The following is a 17,188-nucleotide window of genomic DNA, read 5'->3' as shown; positions in this document are numbered from 1 at the left end:
GTCCTTTTGCATTTGATTTAAATTCTCCCCGGAAATCCTTGTTATTTCTCGATAATGGCCAGCAGTACGGGCCAGAGTTCTTCGCGGTATTTCTTCCGGAAAATCCCCGTGTGCCCCACCTTACCCCGTGTATGTTCCCGAACGGAGAGTTTGAGGATCTGGTGTGGTGAATTCGGGAAGAATCCCATCATGAGCGGGACGGTTTTATCGTTGGCGATGAAATCGTCGCTCATGTACACGGCGGTAATGGGCCTGGTAAAGCGCACAAACTGACCGGCATCGAGCAACTCTGTGAGGCTCTCCCGGAAGTACGAGCGGTTGAGGCACCAGGTGCGCCATTCAAGCAGCATGTTGCGGGGCAGGTTTTCGCCCCACCCTATTTTACTCATCACGCCATAACCGTACACTTTCACCATCAACGGCCCTACAAAATACCATAGCGCCCAGATCAGCCAACGCCACGGCAGCGGGAAATACCGCCAGTAACCCAGCGCGGAATTAACCGATACCACTTTGGCAATGTGCTCGGCATGGTCCACAAACCCCACGAGCTGCGCGCCTACACTGTGCCCCAGCCAGATAATTTCCTTCAAACCTTTCTCATGCACGAGGTAATCCACCACGGCGTTCATATCCTTGGTGCCCCACTCGTGCATGTAGGCGTCCATCGTGCGCAGGTCGACAGGTGCGGAGCCGCCGATGCCGCGGTAATCGAACAGCAGCACATGGTAGCCCTGCCCGATGAGGAAGCCGGCAAAATGGATGTAAAATTCTTTCTTGACACCAGTAGCGGAGCTGATCACGATGGACCCCCTGCTTTCCCGATCGGGTGAGGCGTACAATGCGCTGAGCTGATAGCCATCGGACGCTGTGATTGTAAGTTTTTCCATGACAATGTTTTTTCTAAATCGAATAAAAAACGGGTCACGAAAATAGGCTGGCAGCCCGGAAACGGGCTAATACAAATGTTACAAGAAAGGATAAGGATGTTCCATCCGGTTAATTTTTCGGGCCGGTGCAACACTCAAAGACCGCAAAATCACCGAAGGCACTTGAACAACTCGCGACTTACACCTCAATCAGTCATCCGGGGTATTTGGTAGGGGCTGTCTGTATATGGGCTCATGCGGTACTAATATATCAATACCCTGTCCATTTCGCGAACAGTCCCTTCACGGGTTGCGATCACATTTTGTCCGAAACTGATTTTACTGCCTTGCCGCCGGAATGATGCGAGTGTTTTTAGCGGCTGCCGCCCCCTTTCCCCAGACCGCGGATTGATGTTGACCACCACGCAGCGTTCGCAGCCAGAAATCGATGCAAACTGCGCCTCACCGATGCAAAACCTGCCAAGCTGATCCTCTTCAAAGGGCGACAGGCCAGCAATGACAAAGTTTGGCCGGAAGCGTTCAATAGTGACTTTCTCTTCCAGGCGCGTATTCAGATCGTCAACTGATGACTGGGAAATTAGGTGATAGGGAAAATCATCTGCAAAGCTCAAAGCCCCCGGCGGATACGGGCTCACATCATAAGCCCTGTTTGAAACGTCAGGTTGCATACCGACCAGTTTCAGCTGGTGGTGGAGCTGATCGCTGAGCCATTGGTTGGCCTGTTCGCCAGGCGCGGATGCATTGACCGTATCATCCCAAACTTTCACTTGTAATTGCGGTCCAATCTCGGTTGAGAACGGTACCAGTATGGTGTTGCCGGACTCGTGGATCAGCGAAATTTGCAAACCATGTGTGGTCACGCTGGCCCGCAGAAGTGCCATGCCAGGAATTTCGCGCTGGGTCAGGCAATGGCCGCGCGCGTCGGTGATCATCCAATGCCGATCATATTGCAATCCTGACCAGCCTGCCCGGGCCACGGGCACTCGGGTTCCGGCCAGTGATTTTACGGGATAAATCCATAATTGAGACAAATACGCTGTCTGCAAGGCCGTCTCGTTTTTATTGGTCAGCATTTTGCTTGAAGTGGTGGGTGCCCGGCCTGTATTACTTCCGCAAGTTTCTCAACAATACATCGCGAAGCCTGTTCGCAAAAGTCGAGGCCGGAATAATCGGGATTATAGCCGCCGATGTAAGGTACGGCCATCATATAAATCCGCTGGTTTGGAATGCCAAATTCATTTACAATCTGGAAGTGGTCGTTGATGGTAATGCCGGAAACTTTAAGGAAATAATCGCCATTGTCGTTGCTGACGACGAGCTTGTCCCCCGCTCTGACCAGTTTTTCGGCCGCTTCCCGCGATTTGAAACGTAGCACAGCCTGGCTTACCGATTTTCTTTGCAACAAGCCGGAAAAAGGAAGGTCTTCCATCCACAAATGTGGTTGCCCCGAGCAATCCACGTAGGTTTGGTAGCGTTTCGCATGCTTCTTGCCATCACTTTCATCGGTGTAATGATAGCGGATACCGCCTTCTTTAAGTGGCTCCACGCGCCCCTCCCGGCCCACGGACACGATGTCGAGCCGGCCCGCGTCATGCAGGGCGAACAGCTCGTCGCACGAGGATTGCGGCACGAATGCGATCACGATAGAAACCAGCGGCATAAGCACATTTTTCAGCCGGAGCATGTCCTCGGCAGAAAGGTATTTGGCAGGGTAGTTCATCGTAAAGCTCAGCTCCGCCAGCATTTCTTTCCAGAAAATCGATTTGCGGCGGTCAATCGACTCGGCGGCTTCCTCGTACTCTTCCCGGAACAATTGGAAAGGCGGCTTATTCTCGCGCATGGACATCACCAGCTCGACGAACGATTCGACATTCAGGTTCTTGATCCGCTTATACAATGCCGGATCGCTCTTCTGAAACCGCTTTTTGAAATTATGGTCAAAAACGAAGTCGAGCGACAGAAAACCGCCGTTTTCACGCTTGTTAGCTTCGATTTCGGCCTCAGTCAGCAGCGAATCCTGCGAAAGCTCCGGCTGGCGCAGATGGAACCGGATCGCCGGCAGCAGCCCGCTGCGGGAATGCATCACGATCCTGAATTTCGCGCTTCCTTCCGCCGCAATAAAACGCAGCTTGTCATCATCCCATTCAAAGGAACCATTATGCCGCGCCAAGGTGCGAATCGCGTCGATGGCCGTCAGCGAAGAGCCTTTCACTGCCACTGCATGGTTTACCTTTAAGGCGAGTTTAGCAGGCGGGTAAGGCGACAAAAAGTAACCTTTCCGACTGCTTTCCCCAGCCTGGGGCCAGCGGTGGCCCGAACAAACGACGGCATAATCAAACGCCATCTTTTTGCCGGAATGCAGCGTGAGTTCGACCTTTTCATCCTCGTGGCAATCAGTAAGGTCAATGATCTCTGTGTTGAGATGGACTTTGATGGACTTTCCGCCAGAGGCGGCCTTTTCTACCAGCAGCTTAAACTGGTCTGCAAGGTATTGACCAAAAAGCAGCCTGGGCACCACATGGTACTGCGTAAAATTATCCCGGTCGATCAAGAACTGCTGTGGCAAACGACCCGCCATATCGTCCAGCCAGTGGCCGAGCGTCACCACCAGTGGCGGTATTTCGTTTCCTGAAACATTGGTGATGTGCTCTGGGGTCGCCCCTTGCGCGCTATACGGCATTCCCGCACCGACAATGCCTGTTTTTTCAAAAATTTCGATCACCAGCTCCTTTTCGAGCGTTAACAGGTGTTTCAACAAATAAAGGCAACTAGGGCCCGCGCCTATGATGGCGATCTTTTTGGTGTGTTTACGCATATGAGGCAACTTTTGCCACCCATTTTTGGGGATAACCCTTCCGCTATAAAGCCCGTGCCAGCCATTTCATTTGATTAGACCAAGGATTTTCATCGCCAGTAGGGATTTTCTAAATAAATACACGGATGAATATCTCTTCGATAGCGTAAAAGTCAATAGTGACCATTCCATAAAAGTGAAATCCTCCCGTGTTTTGGCCAATGCTCAAAAAGTCTCATATGACGGCTCTGGCCAAATTGTCAACGCCACCCTGACAATAAGAATGATAGTAGATTATGATAATATGGGTAACGATTTTCCAACTATTATCAAGCTGACAAAGCAGAATTAGAATCGTAGCGAAGTTATTGTCGCAAAACACTCAGAGGCCACTCGGGATGGGCTTTGAAATACTGTATCACTACCGAATCGTATACATCAAGGCGAAATACGATAGTTTTCAATTTATTGACATTGATACGCCTAGTCTGTATTTGAGGAGCTCACTTGCATCAATGAGCTTCGAATTGTTGTCGAGACGGGTATTAAACAGGGCCTCTAAGCCAATACGTCGGCTAAGCCGTAAGTGCAATCCAAACGCACCGGATAAGGCAAAGTTCTTAGAATTTACGGTCGTGTGCATACCATCGGTGTACTCCTTTCCCCATTGGAAATTATAGCCGGAGGAGAGTTGCACAAATGGTTTTAGTCTGAACCTGAGAAGGTAATAGCGGGAATAGATTTCAGGGAGCGCAGCGTATAGTTGATATTCTGGGAACACGTAGGTAGCTGTTGCCCCTGACTTATTCTTCTGGAACCGTTTCCCCATTGAAAATTGTAACCCAACGACTAAGCGATCCGCTACAAGGTAACCGATCTGGGGCGTGAGCGACCAAGTCCTTATTAATTGCTGAATATCATTAGCCGCAGATGCCGAGGCATTTAACGTTGCAACGATGTGCCCTTTATTCAGTACCGCAGAAGAAGTATTCTCTGAATTATTGGTTGGCTCACTCAATGCTGAATTTTCTTGTGCATGCGTATGGCTAATTGATGCAAGGATAAAAAGCCCGACAATAAGGTTGTCCCGTACTTGTTTCATAGAAATATCGTCTGAGATGAACAGTAAAAAGAGCAAATTTCTTCCAATTTGCTACAAATGCAGCTAAAATTTCAAAGTGTAGCTTATATAAGGCAGTATTGGGAGAAAAGAAACTTGCTTGATTGAAATTCCTGTCGGCTTGAAATCAGTATTACTACGCTGAATTTTAAGGTCAAGGTATAAAGGATTTTTTCTGTTATAAACATTGTATAGCCCAATCCCCAGCTCAGCATTGCGTTTGCGGGCAGTGGTTAAAGATTTGACAGCACCAATATCCAATCTATGGAAACCCGGCACCCTTCCGTTATTCCGATAGTCGTATATAAATTTGGGGTCAGAATTATTTTCCGTCAATGTGGCGGCCACAGGTAATGTAACAGCATGTCCTGTTTGATAAATAAACGCGCTATTGAGCGTCCATTTATTTCCAATCGCATAGCCGGCGGTAAGCGAAACGTTGTGCCGCCTGTCATACTTCATTGGAAACCACGTATTATCATTTATGCCTGTAAACTTTCGCTCAGATTTGGACAAGGTGTAAGAAAGCGACCCCTTAAACTTACCGATGTTTTTGGCGACCATAAACTCCAATCCTTTTCCCCTACCTATCCCATTTTTAATAACAATTGAATCCCAGGAATCGGCCAGCAAACCGGTGAAATTGGTACCATCGGGATAGTCAATCAGATTTTTCTGCCTTTTAACATATGCTTCGAGCGATAGTTCCCAGCCTGAGTGTGGAAAAATTTTATACAATCCTAGTGATAATTGCCTGGCCCTGGAAGGCACCACCTTATCCGTAGAAGGAACCCACGCATCATAACCGAATCCGAAGCCGTTGTTGGTCAGTTGGTGGAGGTATTGATTCATCACCGAGAAACCCGCTTTCAGTTTCCAGTTGTTCGAAAGGGAATAGCTTGATCCGAGCCGTGGCTCCGGATTATGGAATGTACGTCCGCTTACTTTATAAATACTATAACGTAAGCCGGGATTAAGCCGGATGCCCGAAATTACAGCGATATCTGCGTCAACATATAAATCCATCTGATACGCGGGAAGCCGACCTTCTTTGGAATTGTCGAACAATCCGTTGTAATTGCTTTTCGTTACAAACGGGCTAAATGAATGTCGTGTGCCATCGACACCAAACTTCAAGCCAATTCGATTCATCGGAAAATAGTCAAACTGGATTTTAGCTCCCCAATCGCTTACACCAGCATTGGTATGCCTATAAAAATTTACAGGTTGTTCATCTATATTTTTGTCTTGGAAATCATTCGTGAATTCGCTGGTGTACTTCGAATACAGGACAGCAAATCTTGCGAAAAGTTTTTGAGAGAATACTTTGCTGTACCGGAGTGTCGCCGTCGTATTTCCCCAATTGTTCCCGATGGCTGTTTCCGTTTCTTTACCATTACCGCTGGCACTCCATTCGGTATATTTGAATCGATCAAAGCCATTGTAAAGACTAATATACACTTGATCCGTTTTATTGATCTGGTAATTGAACTTCGCATTTAGGTCATAAAAGCGATACACACGCTCCTCTCCTGTGCCAGACCTGGGCTTCTTACGTAAACTGAATAGAGAAGTAAGCCCTAATGTCGAAACGCGACCTGATATGATAAAGGATGCTTTATTTTTAATGAGAGGCCCTTCCAGCGTAAGTTTTTGGTTTAGCAGTCCTATCCCGACTTCCCCACCGAATTTCTGATTGTTCCCATCTTTCATCGTAAGATCGATAACGGAGGCAAGCCTGCCCCCGTACCTGGCTGGAAATGCACCTTTGTACAGATCTACTGATTTTAAAGAAGTCGGGTTGAATACTGAGAAAAACCCGCCTAAATGCATGACATTGTATACAGGTACTTCATCCAGTAGAATCAAATTTTGATCCGGGGTTCCACCGCGAATGTATAGTCCCGCACTTCCTTCTGTACCGGTGGAAACACCAGGGGTATAACTTAAAGCTTTTAGGACATCAACTTCACCAAGTAATGCCGGCAACGCCTTAATTCTGTGAATAGGAATTGACAAACTCCCGATAGGTGCACTGAAATTCTTGTTTTCCCTGATGCTTATCTCATTGAGGTTATTTTGCTGATACAACTTTACTTCCAAAGGAAAACCAAGGTCGGAAATGCTGGTTATTTGAGTTGGGGAATAACCTACATAGCTTACTTTAAGATGATGCCCAGTAGAAGGAACTTCAATACTAAAGAAGCCATAAGCATTAGTTTGCACTCCCGTTCCCGCAATGCTATCGCTAACAGAAGCTCCGATAAGCAATTCGCCGCTTGCAGCATCACGAACCGTTCCACTTACAGTAATTTTTTGCGCAAAAGCCTGCGCAATGGAAATAAACAGCAAAATGAAAATATATGTAAACGGCTGGTTCATAGTAGCTCTATGGTTTTTTCACTGGACGAAAAAATAAGTCCGTAGCCATTTTTGACATTGGTTAGTGCTCGCTGTGGAGGAAGTATCAAGTGGTCTACACCTTCCGGTTGCTTGTTTTCTATTTTCGCATATTCAAAGTATTCTTTTGAAACCACACCAATACGCGCAGTCACTTTTAACGCCCGGTCAGTATAATTGTAGCCAGTTGCCGTTTCAACATAAAATTTCAGTGGTATCGCCGGTACTGGCAAGCATTGGCCGGACATTAGGAAGACGCGGCTTTGTGGAAAAAGATATGCTTTTATAACCGCATTGTATTTGGGCTTCTCCGGTTCCGTTCCCCAAGTATGGCAATCCTCTTCATTGGCGGGTATATTATCAGCCGAAGCATAAGGATAACTGGAAAGTGTATCGCTTTTGTAGTAATTCATCAACTTGATGCTATAATACTTACCAGACATCGCATTTTCATTTGCAAGATATAGCGTAACCAAATCTTGTGGAGTTTGATGGTTTATTCGAGGAACAACATCATGTGTCCGTATTGCAGTCACCTCAGATATTTCGGTGGGGACAGTCACAACAGCCGATTCCGCCGTAGGTAACGAAGGTGCTGACACCTTGACAAAGTAGCTGGCACCCGCCTGAATCACGCTATCGGATGTATAGTACCCAGGCTCCTTACCGGAATGCGAAAGTGTCAGGTATATTTTTCCGTTTTTATACAATACAACGGTGGCATTATTCACCGTAACATCGTTCGGAATATTTCCAACCGGATTAAATGTCTTCGTGACTTGTAATTTGAATGAGGAATTGGCTTGAAGTTTCCCCCACAGAACAAGTTTGTCGCCCGAGTATGGAACACTCATTTCCAAGTCTTGTTCTTTACAGCCGACTAAGAATGTTAGTGAGAGAAAAAGAAAGCGCCTGATGTTCATAGTCATATATATACTTAAAGTCAAATCATTTACACACTGATCTCTTCCACGTTGTTGCCACTTCTTGATCCAGAAAAAGGAGATATTGAAATAAAGCCTGCCTCATTTTTTCGTAAGTACCTGAAGTTGTAAAAATAAGATGATTTAAAATACACTAGACATTTAATTTGCTCTCGATTTGCTCACCAAAATTTTGCAAAATTTGAATGTATTGATATGCCGGCAACTACATCAAAGCCCTGCAAATGAAGCATTTGCAGGGCTTTGATTATTGTTATTCAATCTAGTTCATCCTACGGTACAAAAGTAGAATCTTTTGCTGGATGATTTGAAGAAATTGGCGGCGCTGTTTGAACGTCATTAAAGTCCGAATTGAACACAACGTCCTATTGTTTTGGTGTTGGGGATTTTAATTTAAGATAATTACCAGCCAGGATTCTGGATCAGATTTTTATTTCTGTCAATCTCCGATTGAGGCAACGGAAAAAAGTAGTAAGCTTTTTTGAAAATACGGGTTTCAAAAACCTTTCTCTGATAAAATTCCGGATCATTCACACTTTTTCCCCCGTCCACATTCATACCATAGAACGGACCGGCGTCAGTCCGCTCAGCAATTTTCCAGCGACGTGTATCAAAGTACCGATGGTATTCGAAGGCAAGTTCAACCTGGCGCTCATTTCGGATCTCTTCTCTCATTTGAGACTGCGTTAGTCCGGTGGCCAGCTTGGGAATGCCCGCTCTTTCCCTGATCAGATTTAGATATTTTGCAATGTCAGGGTTTGAGGGCTCGATTTCATTCAATGCTTCCGCATAATTGAGATAAAACTCCCCCAACCTGAACATAACCAAAGGGCGGCGGGAATAGCGGTTGATACGCGGATTGGAATTGGGATCCACATTCTTGCGAACCAGATAGCCCGTAGCCGAATGATCGTAGGAGCCAGCCTTGCCGGTATTACCGGTATTGAACATCTCCACCACTTTGATACCATCAGATGTGTTCATCCATTGACTACCATTGTAAACCACCGATACATAGAATCTTGGCTCCCGCTTTGTCCACATGTTGTATGTACCTGCTTTGGTGTATTTTTCATCTGCCGTTGAAAAGCCGTCTTCAACATATCCAGATCCCGCTTCTTTAATATTTTTACCGTTAGCCATATGGTAGGCATCTACCATATTTTGCGTCACCCCGATACCGCTCCATCCTCCTCCAAAACGCGGAGCCGCATGTCGTTCCCAATCCTGAAGGCCGTTGTCAACTCTGGCAAATATGATTTCACTGTTCCAAGGTGTAAGCAAGACATTTTGACAAGATAAATAAGGATCAACAACCCCGGACTCATTATTTTGCTTGAAGAGCGTAAAACGATTCAGGTCTATAATCGCCCGTGAAGCATCAGCAGCCAGCTTCCATTTTGTTGCATCATACTGCTGACTTATCAACTGCTTGCCATCAATATTCTTCATGCCGGCCAGTTCGGCGTTACCATTATACAACGGGCTGGCAGCGTACAAAAGTAACCTCGCCTTCACTGCGCTGGTAAAAGTTTTTGTCATCCTGCCATACTCCCGATCCTGTCCATACCATTCAGGCAGATCATTTGCCGCTTTATCCAACTCGGAAACAATAAAGTTGACACACTCATCGAATGAACTTCTTGCAATCTGTACGTCGTCCAAAGGCTGATCAGGAGGAATAACTTCGTCACTATTCAAAATCACTACCGGACCGTATTGCCGCAGCAAACAAAAATAGTAGTATGCCCTTAACGCTCTGGCTTCGGCCGTATATTGTGTAATCAGTTGCTTCCCCTCGGGCAGTCGGAGAATCTCTGCATTCTCTCCCACCCGCTGCATGAAATAGGTTGCCGTACGTATCCCCTGATAATAATGCGTCCAGAAATTATAGAAATTAGAAGTAGCGTCCCAACTGCCGATATTCGCAAAATAAGTATCAAAACCGCTTCTTGCCCAAGTCATATCAGCTTCGTCAGACATACCTGTCCAAGGATTATTGGCCCACTGATTTGCTTCGTCCCTTATGTAGGAATATGCTCCGTACAGATAACGTTCAGTTTCAGTGCGACGCTGAAAAACCTGGTCGATTGACAGTCTGTCGTCGGGTACCTGGTTAAGGAAATCTTCACTGCACGAAGTCAACCATGTAATAAGCAAGAAACTGTATATGAATTTTTTCATGATATATCTCCTTTTAAAATCAGAAATTGAAATCGATACCCACATTATAGCTTACAAGGTTAGGGTATCTGGCCCCTCTTCCATCCCCTAATTCTACATCCCACAATTTGAATTTGCTGAAAGTCATTACATTATACCCAAGCAAATAAATTCTCGAATTTTTCACGCCGATTGCGTTAAACCACTTTGACGGAAACTTGTAAGCCAGTTCCAGGTTTTTCAGCCTTAAATAACGACCGTTTTGTACCCACCGAGAGCTTGTTCTGTAATTCATATTCTCATCTCCAAAAGTGAGTCGGGGATAAAAAGCATCGGGGTTTGGATTTTCAGGTGTCCACCTGTCGGTAATTTCAGATAAAAGGTTACCGCGGTTACCACCCTGCTGAAAAGGAACAAATCCTTCTCCACTTAACAGGATATCTACATTACCGATGCCCTGGAAGAAGCCGGCAAGAGAGAAATTCTTATAACCTAATGTCAGTCCAAATCCGTAAACGATTTCGGGAATTGAACCATATCCGATCGGCATCTCATCGAATGCATCTATCTTTCCATCGCCGTTGATGTCCCTGAATTTGACATCACCGGGCAATACTTTCCCTACCTGTGTCGCATGCGTTTTAATCTCATCCTCCGTCTCAAACAGCCCATCCGCGATAAGACCGAACCGCTGACCTATCTTCTGGCCTTTCCGTTCCAGCCACGGGTATTTCCATGGCGGCAGGTCGTCCTGGATCACCTTGTTTTTCGCGTAGGTAAATGTGCCTCTCACTCCAAGATCCACTTTACCGATTCGTTTGTTGTACTCAATCGTGCCGTCGAATCCTTTATTTTCTGTAACTCCTAAATTCCCATAGGGATTATTTCTCAAACCTAGCGTGGCCGGCAATGACGACCTCCGAAGAAATATGCCATCCCGCTGCTCTTTGAAGTAATCCAATTGCAGATATAAGGCATTATTCAACATGCGTATGTCTAAGCCAAAATTTGTTTTGGTTGAAACTTCCCAGGTCACACTGGCTGCGTATTCAGCGATATCCAAACCGTCCAATTTATCGTCATAGGATTTACCAAACGTATACGAGCTGTTATTGTTCACCGTAGAAATAAAGCCAAATCGCCTTGTATTGTCCGGATCGATATTGCTATTTCCCGACTGGCCGTGGGAGAACCTGAATTTGAAGAGCTGAAATGCGTTGGCAAGCGGCTTGAAAAACTTCTCATCGGAAGCTACCCATCCCAACCCTATTGAAGGGAAGAAACCATACCTTCTGGAAGGTTCAAAATTCTCCGATCCATTATAACCGAAATTGAATTCCATCAGATACCTGTCTGCGAAGGAATAGGTACCGCGACCCGCTATACCTCTGTTTCGGAAAGGAAGAGACAGAATAAAATCGTCTGCGAAGCCTGGCACCTTGTCTGTCTGGTTATAAAGCAACATCAGACCCAATCCGTGCTTCTCCCAATTCTTGTTATAATTCAGAGAGCTTTCCGTGTAGAATTGCCGGTCACCGCTGTTCGTTCTTGAATAACCCAAATATTCGCTCCCGATTCTCGTCTGATTGTAAACGAGATCTCCTGCCTCATTTCTTCCTGTCGCCAGCCAGTTATCGGACGTTTTTGTGCGCCGGAGTGTGTGCTGATTGTAGGCGTCAAACGAAAACATGGATGTAAAGCTTAGTCCCTTTAACCAAAAACCTAAATCCTGATTAACCCGGATGTTGGACAAAAGCTGATTGCGCCACTCAGTTACATAGCCGGATTGCGTCAGTTGATCGTAAGGATTCTGGACAGAAGAACCGGCTTGAAGGCCTGCGATTTTTCCATCAGGATATTTGACCGGATAAATGACCGGTGGTGCCTGCATGGCTGACCCGAATATGTCATTGGTACCCGTTCCCGGAAAATTACCATTCATGACATACCCTTGTATCCCCAGACTCAGCTTTGTAGTTTTAGTCAGATTCAGGTTCACATTGGAAGTGAAATTATATCTGTCTGTTTTGATAGCCGAGTTGTAACTGGACAATCCATCGGTTTTAAACAAACCTGCCTCGCTGAAATAGGATGTTGAGATATAGTAGTCGGCATTCTCGGAGCCTCCGGTGATGTTGAAATTCACCCGGCTGTTCTTGCCGTATTTTTTAAAAATTTCATCAAACCAATTGACATTCGGATACAGATAGGGATCTTCCCCGCTCCTGGTTTTATCGATGGCATCCTGTGAATAGGAAACGGGATTCCCTCTGGTAGACTTGGCTTCGTTAACCATCTCCATATACGTTGCGCCATCAACAAACTTGGGCAGTTTTGTAAATGAGGTTACACCCTGACTCAAACCGACATTGATTTGCGGCCGGCCGGCCTTTCCTTTTTTTGTGTTGATAAGAATCACCCCATTGGCACCCCTGACGCCATACACGGCAGTCGCGGATGCATCTTTCAGTATCGAAAAACTTTCAATATCCTCAGGGTTGATATTAGCGAAATCACGTTGGACACCGTCGACCAGTACGAGCGGACTTGTGCCGGTAAAAGTTGAAACGCCGCGAACCCAAAGGGATGCGTTGTCGTATCCGGGCTCCCCGCTTCGCTGGACGGAAATAACACCGGAAATGCGTCCGGCCAGTACCGTCGTCAAGTTGCGGACGGGCTGCTTCAAATCTGCAACAGAGACCGTGGACTGGGCACCGATCGTTGTGATTTTCCTTTGTGTCCCAAAACCTACTACGACTACTTCCTCCAATCCCGCTGCATCTTCGGCCAGTTCTATTTCGTAGGTAGTTTTATCCCCTACGATTTCCTCCTTGCCGAGATAACCTATGAATGAAAAAACCAGAATTTCCCCTTTCTCCGCATTAAGTTTAAAAGCCCCATTCGCATCTGTTGTTGTCCCTTTCGTGGATCCTTTGATCGTTATGGTAGCGCCGGCCAATGCAGTTCCTTTTTGATCTCTGACCACACCTGTGATCTCAAAAAGCAGGATGCTTTTTTGTTCAACCAGCCCAGTCTTCTCCGGTAAGCCTCGGAAGTTTTCATTTTCAGGTTCTCTTTCGACAATCGATATTTGTCTGCCGTTTACTTTGTAATCCAGCCGGCTTCCTTTTAATGCCTGGTCAAGTGCCGTGGTCGCTTCCACATTCTCCAGATCCAGATTTACTTTCAGTTCAGCAGCCTTATTGAGAAGATTATCCTTGTAGAAAATTCTGTAATCGGTGTCCTTCTGAATCTTGTTAAAAAGAGTTGTTAAAGTTCCGTTTTTTATTTTGACGCTTATCTTTCCTTTTTGGGAGTATCCGGTAGCGTGCACACCCATCATTCCGATCCATAACAGCAACACTGTCAGCTTCATAATCCTGATTAATTTTTGTGGGTCGAATTCTCCCAAAGGGCAATACCCCGACTGGTCAAATTTTTTCATAAATTTGAATGGACATTTGTTGAACACAATTGTTTAAAAATCACTTGCTTGCCTGCAAGTGCATTCTAACGGGAGACGTAGCCGCGTCTTCCGTTTTTATTCAGGTGATATATCTTTCTTTTCGAATATTAACCTCCTTTCTGATTTGTGATATTTCAATGATGTAGCGTCAGCCAGGCTGATGACCATCTGGTCTATATCCTCATGAAGATCCAGATAGCCCGAAAATGTTTCCAAACCTACTTCCGCGTCCCGTATGGTGAAATCGTATTTGTAGTAGCGGGATAATTTCTTGAAGACCTCGTTCAACGTTTGATGATGGGCAATCAGGTAGCCGTCTTTCCAGGAGATACATTCGTCGACATTCACTTTGTCAATTTGCGCCCGTCTGGAAATTTCGTCGTAAACGGCGCGGGTACCGGGCACCATCTTGGATCTTTGTCCACCCCAGAATGAATCCTTTTGAGTAAGCAATTCTATACTTCCTTTCGCCAATACGGCAGATACCTTGTTATCATCTCCGTAAGAGCTGATGTCAAACTCCGTCCCAAGTACCTTGATGTCCATATGGTCGGTCTGAACATAAAATGGGCGATCTGTGTCATGCGCTACCGCAAAATAGGCCTGACCATCCAGGTAAACTTCCCGGTTTCCTTCTGCAAATTCAGATGGGTATACAAGTCTGGAGCCGGAGTTGAGCCAGATCTTTGTCCCGTCAGATAAGGTAATTCTTGATCTCTTGCCGTAAGGAACAACCAGTGTGTTCAAACCATGTTTTTGAGCAGGGCTTACATTTTTTTCGACACCGGAAGAGTCGATTCTGATTAGGTCATGTTGATAAACAACATCAGAATTTTCACCCTTCAAATTAATAGTTCTGGAATCTGCCAGCATGAGACGGGTCTCTGTGGATTCGATAGAGACTGATGCTGCGGCTTGTTTCATTACATCGCTAGCCGGACGTTTCAATAGCTTATACCCTACTCCTGCTAACAAAACCAGGGTAACGACGGCAGCTACGCGATACCAGCTTGCAAGCCTGAAAAGCCTTTTCCCGGTATCCGCTTTCGGTATCTGAGCATACGCTATTACCCGGTTCCAGATCCGGTCTTTCTCGCCCGCAGGCAATTTTTCCTGGGGGGCCGATTCGAACAGCATTCTCGTGTTATCCGCAATTACGCTTTCCGGACCCGTCAGATCGGGGTCATTTTCTGAATGATTTTGTAAGTCGTCGTAATCTTCCTCTTCCATGGAAACCAAAATTTATTGAAAGAGAAAGAAGACCGCAAAATATAGACTTCAAATATGATTTTTTTTAACAAAAAGAATAAAACAATTCTATAAAGTCCACAAAATCAGCAGTATGGCACTAATTTCCAGCTTGCCGCGAAGTTCCTTAATCGCACGATAAACAAACGTTCTGCACGTGGGAACAGAGATTTGCATCATCGAGGCTATTTCCTCGTAATCCAGGTTGTGTGTAAATTTCAGGTACAGTATCTCCTTCTGTCTTTCGGGAAGTTTGTTAATTTCCACTGCCAGGGCTTGCAGCATTTCCAGCTGTCTTTCATCACCGATTATATCTTGTTCAGCGCTGAACGAAAACCTGGATACCACCTTGTCATCCAGATCCCATTCGTTCAGACTAAAAATGGCAGCCTTCTTACTCGCTGTGTACAATTTCCTTTTAAAACTTTTTAGAAGGTAGTAGCGTACATTCACATCCTTAGCCAGTTCGTCTCTGTAATGAAGAAGATCGATGAAAAGATCCTGAATGCAGTCTTTCACCATATCCGTATCTGACGTGTAACGCAGTCCAAATGCATATAACAGATCTGCATACTTATCGTATAGCCGGCCGAATGCGGTCTGGCTTCCGGAGGTAAATAGCTCCCACAGTTCGATATCGGATTTGTCTGCAATCATTCGACCAGAGCTGCACTTAAGCAATTATTCTTTGTCAGGTTTAAAATAGAATGCCATGTAGAGGATGGCATGTGGAGATTTTCGTTTTTAGCAATCAAAATATGCCGAAGGTATACATTAAACCTGAATAACTATCATTTATACATTGTTCGCCTTTTTAGAAAACCGGCCGATTTCCAACTATGTGAAAAAACTGTACGTTTCGGAAAAAAGTATGGACGTTTACGTCACGCGCCATTCGGATGAAAGCAGGTTATTTGTAGCCTTTTTCAAATTGGTACAAAATGATTCTTTACATTAAGCCTGTTGCCTCACTCCTGTTTGCCGGTCTGTTAATTGCTTCGCCGACGAAACAATCAACACCCGAAAGTCCGGTCGGTATTAACCTGAAACTAATCACCGACGAGCTCTCTCATCCCACGGTTTTTGCCGTTGAACCCGGCGGGAAATCCCAACGAATATTCATATGCGAACAAGAAGGCCGGATACGTATAATTGATAACGGTAAACTGCGGCCGGAACCTTTTCTGGATATTTCCAGGGAAGTCGTCAAAAATTCAGGCTACGACGAAAGAGGCTTGCTGGGCCTGGCATTCCACCCTGACTTTGCCATTAATGGTAAGTTTTATGTGTATTGCAGCGCGCCGGTTCCGCGAACGGAGGGCGTCAATAATCAACAACAAATCAGGGAATACACGGTTTCGAAAAATACCGGCCAGGTCGACCCCGCGACAATGCGTATAGTGCTTAAAGTTGACGATCCTGATCCCAGCCACAACGGAGGGGATTTGAAATTCGGTCCGGATGGGTACTTGTATATCCCCATTGGTGACGGTGGCGGGCAGCACGACTTGCATGGACAGATCGGTAATGGACAAGATTTAAGTTCACTAATGGGAAAAATTCTGCGGATCGACGTGAACCAGCAACCCTATGGGATCCCGAAAGACAATCCCTTTGCTGGAAAGAAAACCGCCGACGGTCGCCCGGCAATGCCGGAAATATTTGCTTACGGCTTCCGCAACCCATGGAGGATCTCCTTTGATCGCAAGACAGGCCAGCTCTTTGCGGGCGAAGTAGGCCAGGACAAGTTCGAAGAAATCAATTTGATCAAAAAGGGTGCTAATTACGGTTGGCGGATACGGGAAGGTATGCACATTCACAACGCAACCGACCCCGCGCCTGGTAACCTGGTAGACCCGATCAGTGAATACTCCCACAGCGAGGGCCTTAGTGTGACGGGTGGTTATGTCTACCGCGGAAAGGCCATTCCCGGACTGGTGGGCAAATACATCTTCGCCGACTGGACCGGCCCGGTATGGCAACTGACCAACTCGGGAGAAAAAACCTGGAACCGCAAGAAGCTGCCGATCTCGCGCGAAGTCGGCTACTGGCACGTGTACAGCTTTGGCGAGGACCAGCATGGCGAGCTTTATATGCTCACCGTTCATCTGGAAAGCGGCAAAGGAGCTGTTTACAAAATAGTCCCGTAACCATTCATTTTGC

General features: G+C 46.0%; 11 protein-coding genes. 1 reads left to right on the top strand and 10 read right to left on the bottom strand.

What is annotated here, in order from left to right:
* Positions 1 to 41: 41 nt before the first annotated feature.
* From BLQ88_RS28895 to BLQ88_RS28845, 10 genes are all read right to left on the bottom strand, one after another.
* Positions 42 to 890, bottom strand: a complete 849-nt coding sequence (locus BLQ88_RS28895) for an alpha/beta hydrolase family protein (protein WP_090156495.1) — start codon at positions 888 to 890, stop codon at positions 42 to 44.
* A 242-nt stretch (positions 891 to 1,132) separates the two neighbouring features.
* A complete protein-coding gene (locus BLQ88_RS28890) occupies positions 1,133 to 1,963 on the bottom strand; it encodes an MOSC domain-containing protein (RefSeq protein ID WP_090156494.1) in 831 nt (276 codons plus the stop codon).
* Positions 1,957 to 3,705, bottom strand: a complete 1,749-nt coding sequence (locus tag BLQ88_RS28885; protein WP_090156493.1) for an FAD/NAD(P)-binding protein — start codon at positions 3,703 to 3,705, stop codon at positions 1,957 to 1,959. Before BLQ88_RS28885 ends, BLQ88_RS28890 begins: the two co-directional genes overlap by 7 nt.
* 439 nt (positions 3,706 to 4,144) lie before the next feature.
* Complete coding sequence (locus tag BLQ88_RS28875; protein WP_090156491.1) at positions 4,145 to 4,786, bottom strand: hypothetical protein; 642 nt, start codon at positions 4,784 to 4,786, stop codon at positions 4,145 to 4,147.
* Between the two features lie 63 nt (positions 4,787 to 4,849).
* Entirely contained in the window at positions 4,850 to 7,186 is a 2,337-nt protein-coding gene (locus BLQ88_RS28870) for a TonB-dependent receptor (RefSeq protein ID WP_090156490.1), read from the bottom strand.
* Positions 7,183 to 8,127: a DUF4249 domain-containing protein gene (locus BLQ88_RS28865; RefSeq protein WP_176885149.1), complete on the bottom strand. Its 945-nt coding sequence runs from the start codon at positions 8,125 to 8,127 to the stop codon at positions 7,183 to 7,185. Before BLQ88_RS28865 ends, BLQ88_RS28870 begins: the two co-directional genes overlap by 4 nt.
* Before the next feature lie 423 nt (positions 8,128 to 8,550).
* On the bottom strand, positions 8,551 to 10,332 hold the full coding sequence (locus BLQ88_RS28860; protein WP_090156488.1) for a RagB/SusD family nutrient uptake outer membrane protein: 1,782 nt from the start codon (positions 10,330 to 10,332) through the stop codon (positions 8,551 to 8,553).
* 19 nt (positions 10,333 to 10,351) lie between these two features.
* Positions 10,352 to 13,687 (bottom strand): TonB-dependent receptor, encoded by a 3,336-nt coding sequence (locus tag BLQ88_RS28855; protein WP_218132962.1) that lies wholly within the window; start codon positions 13,685 to 13,687, stop codon positions 10,352 to 10,354.
* A gap of 165 nt (positions 13,688 to 13,852) precedes the next feature.
* Entirely contained in the window at positions 13,853 to 15,007 is a 1,155-nt protein-coding gene (locus tag BLQ88_RS28850) for a FecR family protein (RefSeq protein WP_090156486.1), read from the bottom strand.
* A gap of 87 nt (positions 15,008 to 15,094) precedes the next feature.
* Entirely contained in the window at positions 15,095 to 15,682 is a 588-nt protein-coding gene (locus BLQ88_RS28845) for an RNA polymerase sigma factor (RefSeq protein ID WP_090156485.1), read from the bottom strand.
* A 284-nt stretch (positions 15,683 to 15,966) separates the two neighbouring features.
* On the opposite strand from BLQ88_RS28845, the gene BLQ88_RS28840 reads away from it, so the two are divergent.
* Positions 15,967 to 17,175 (top strand): PQQ-dependent sugar dehydrogenase, encoded by a 1,209-nt coding sequence (locus tag BLQ88_RS28840; RefSeq protein WP_090156484.1) that lies wholly within the window; start codon positions 15,967 to 15,969, stop codon positions 17,173 to 17,175.
* Positions 17,176 to 17,188: the final 13 nt, after the last annotated feature.

The sequence above is a fragment of the Dyadobacter soli genome (assembly GCF_900101885.1).
GTDB classification, from domain to species: Bacteria; Bacteroidota; Bacteroidia; order Cytophagales; family Spirosomataceae; genus Dyadobacter; species Dyadobacter soli.
Note: the sequence above shows the minus strand (reverse complement) of the source record. Positions and strands in the feature narration are given on the sequence as shown.

What these genes read in the sequence shown, in the direction of transcription:
- BLQ88_RS28895 (WP_090156495.1), bottom strand. Translation starts at nt 890, where the DNA reads ATGGAAAAACTTACAATCACAGCGTCCGATGGCTATCAGCTCAGCGCA.
- BLQ88_RS28890 (WP_090156494.1), bottom strand. Translation starts at nt 1,963, where the DNA reads ATGCTGACCAATAAAAACGAGACGGCCTTGCAGACAGCGTATTTGTCT.
- BLQ88_RS28885 (WP_090156493.1), bottom strand. Translation starts at nt 3,705, where the DNA reads ATGCGTAAACACACCAAAAAGATCGCCATCATAGGCGCGGGCCCTAGT.
- BLQ88_RS28875 (WP_090156491.1), bottom strand. Translation starts at nt 4,786, where the DNA reads ATGAAACAAGTACGGGACAACCTTATTGTCGGGCTTTTTATCCTTGCA.
- BLQ88_RS28870 (WP_090156490.1), bottom strand. Translation starts at nt 7,186, where the DNA reads ATGAACCAGCCGTTTACATATATTTTCATTTTGCTGTTTATTTCCATT.
- BLQ88_RS28865 (WP_176885149.1), bottom strand. Translation starts at nt 8,127, where the DNA reads ATGAACATCAGGCGCTTTCTTTTTCTCTCACTAACATTCTTAGTCGGC.
- BLQ88_RS28860 (WP_090156488.1), bottom strand. Translation starts at nt 10,332, where the DNA reads ATGAAAAAATTCATATACAGTTTCTTGCTTATTACATGGTTGACTTCG.
- BLQ88_RS28855 (WP_218132962.1), bottom strand. Translation starts at nt 13,687, where the DNA reads ATGAAGCTGACAGTGTTGCTGTTATGGATCGGAATGATGGGTGTGCAC.
- BLQ88_RS28850 (WP_090156486.1), bottom strand. Translation starts at nt 15,007, where the DNA reads ATGGAAGAGGAAGATTACGACGACTTACAAAATCATTCAGAAAATGAC.
- BLQ88_RS28845 (WP_090156485.1), bottom strand. Translation starts at nt 15,682, where the DNA reads ATGATTGCAGACAAATCCGATATCGAACTGTGGGAGCTATTTACCTCC.
- BLQ88_RS28840 (WP_090156484.1), top strand. Translation starts at nt 15,967, where the DNA reads ATGATTCTTTACATTAAGCCTGTTGCCTCACTCCTGTTTGCCGGTCTG.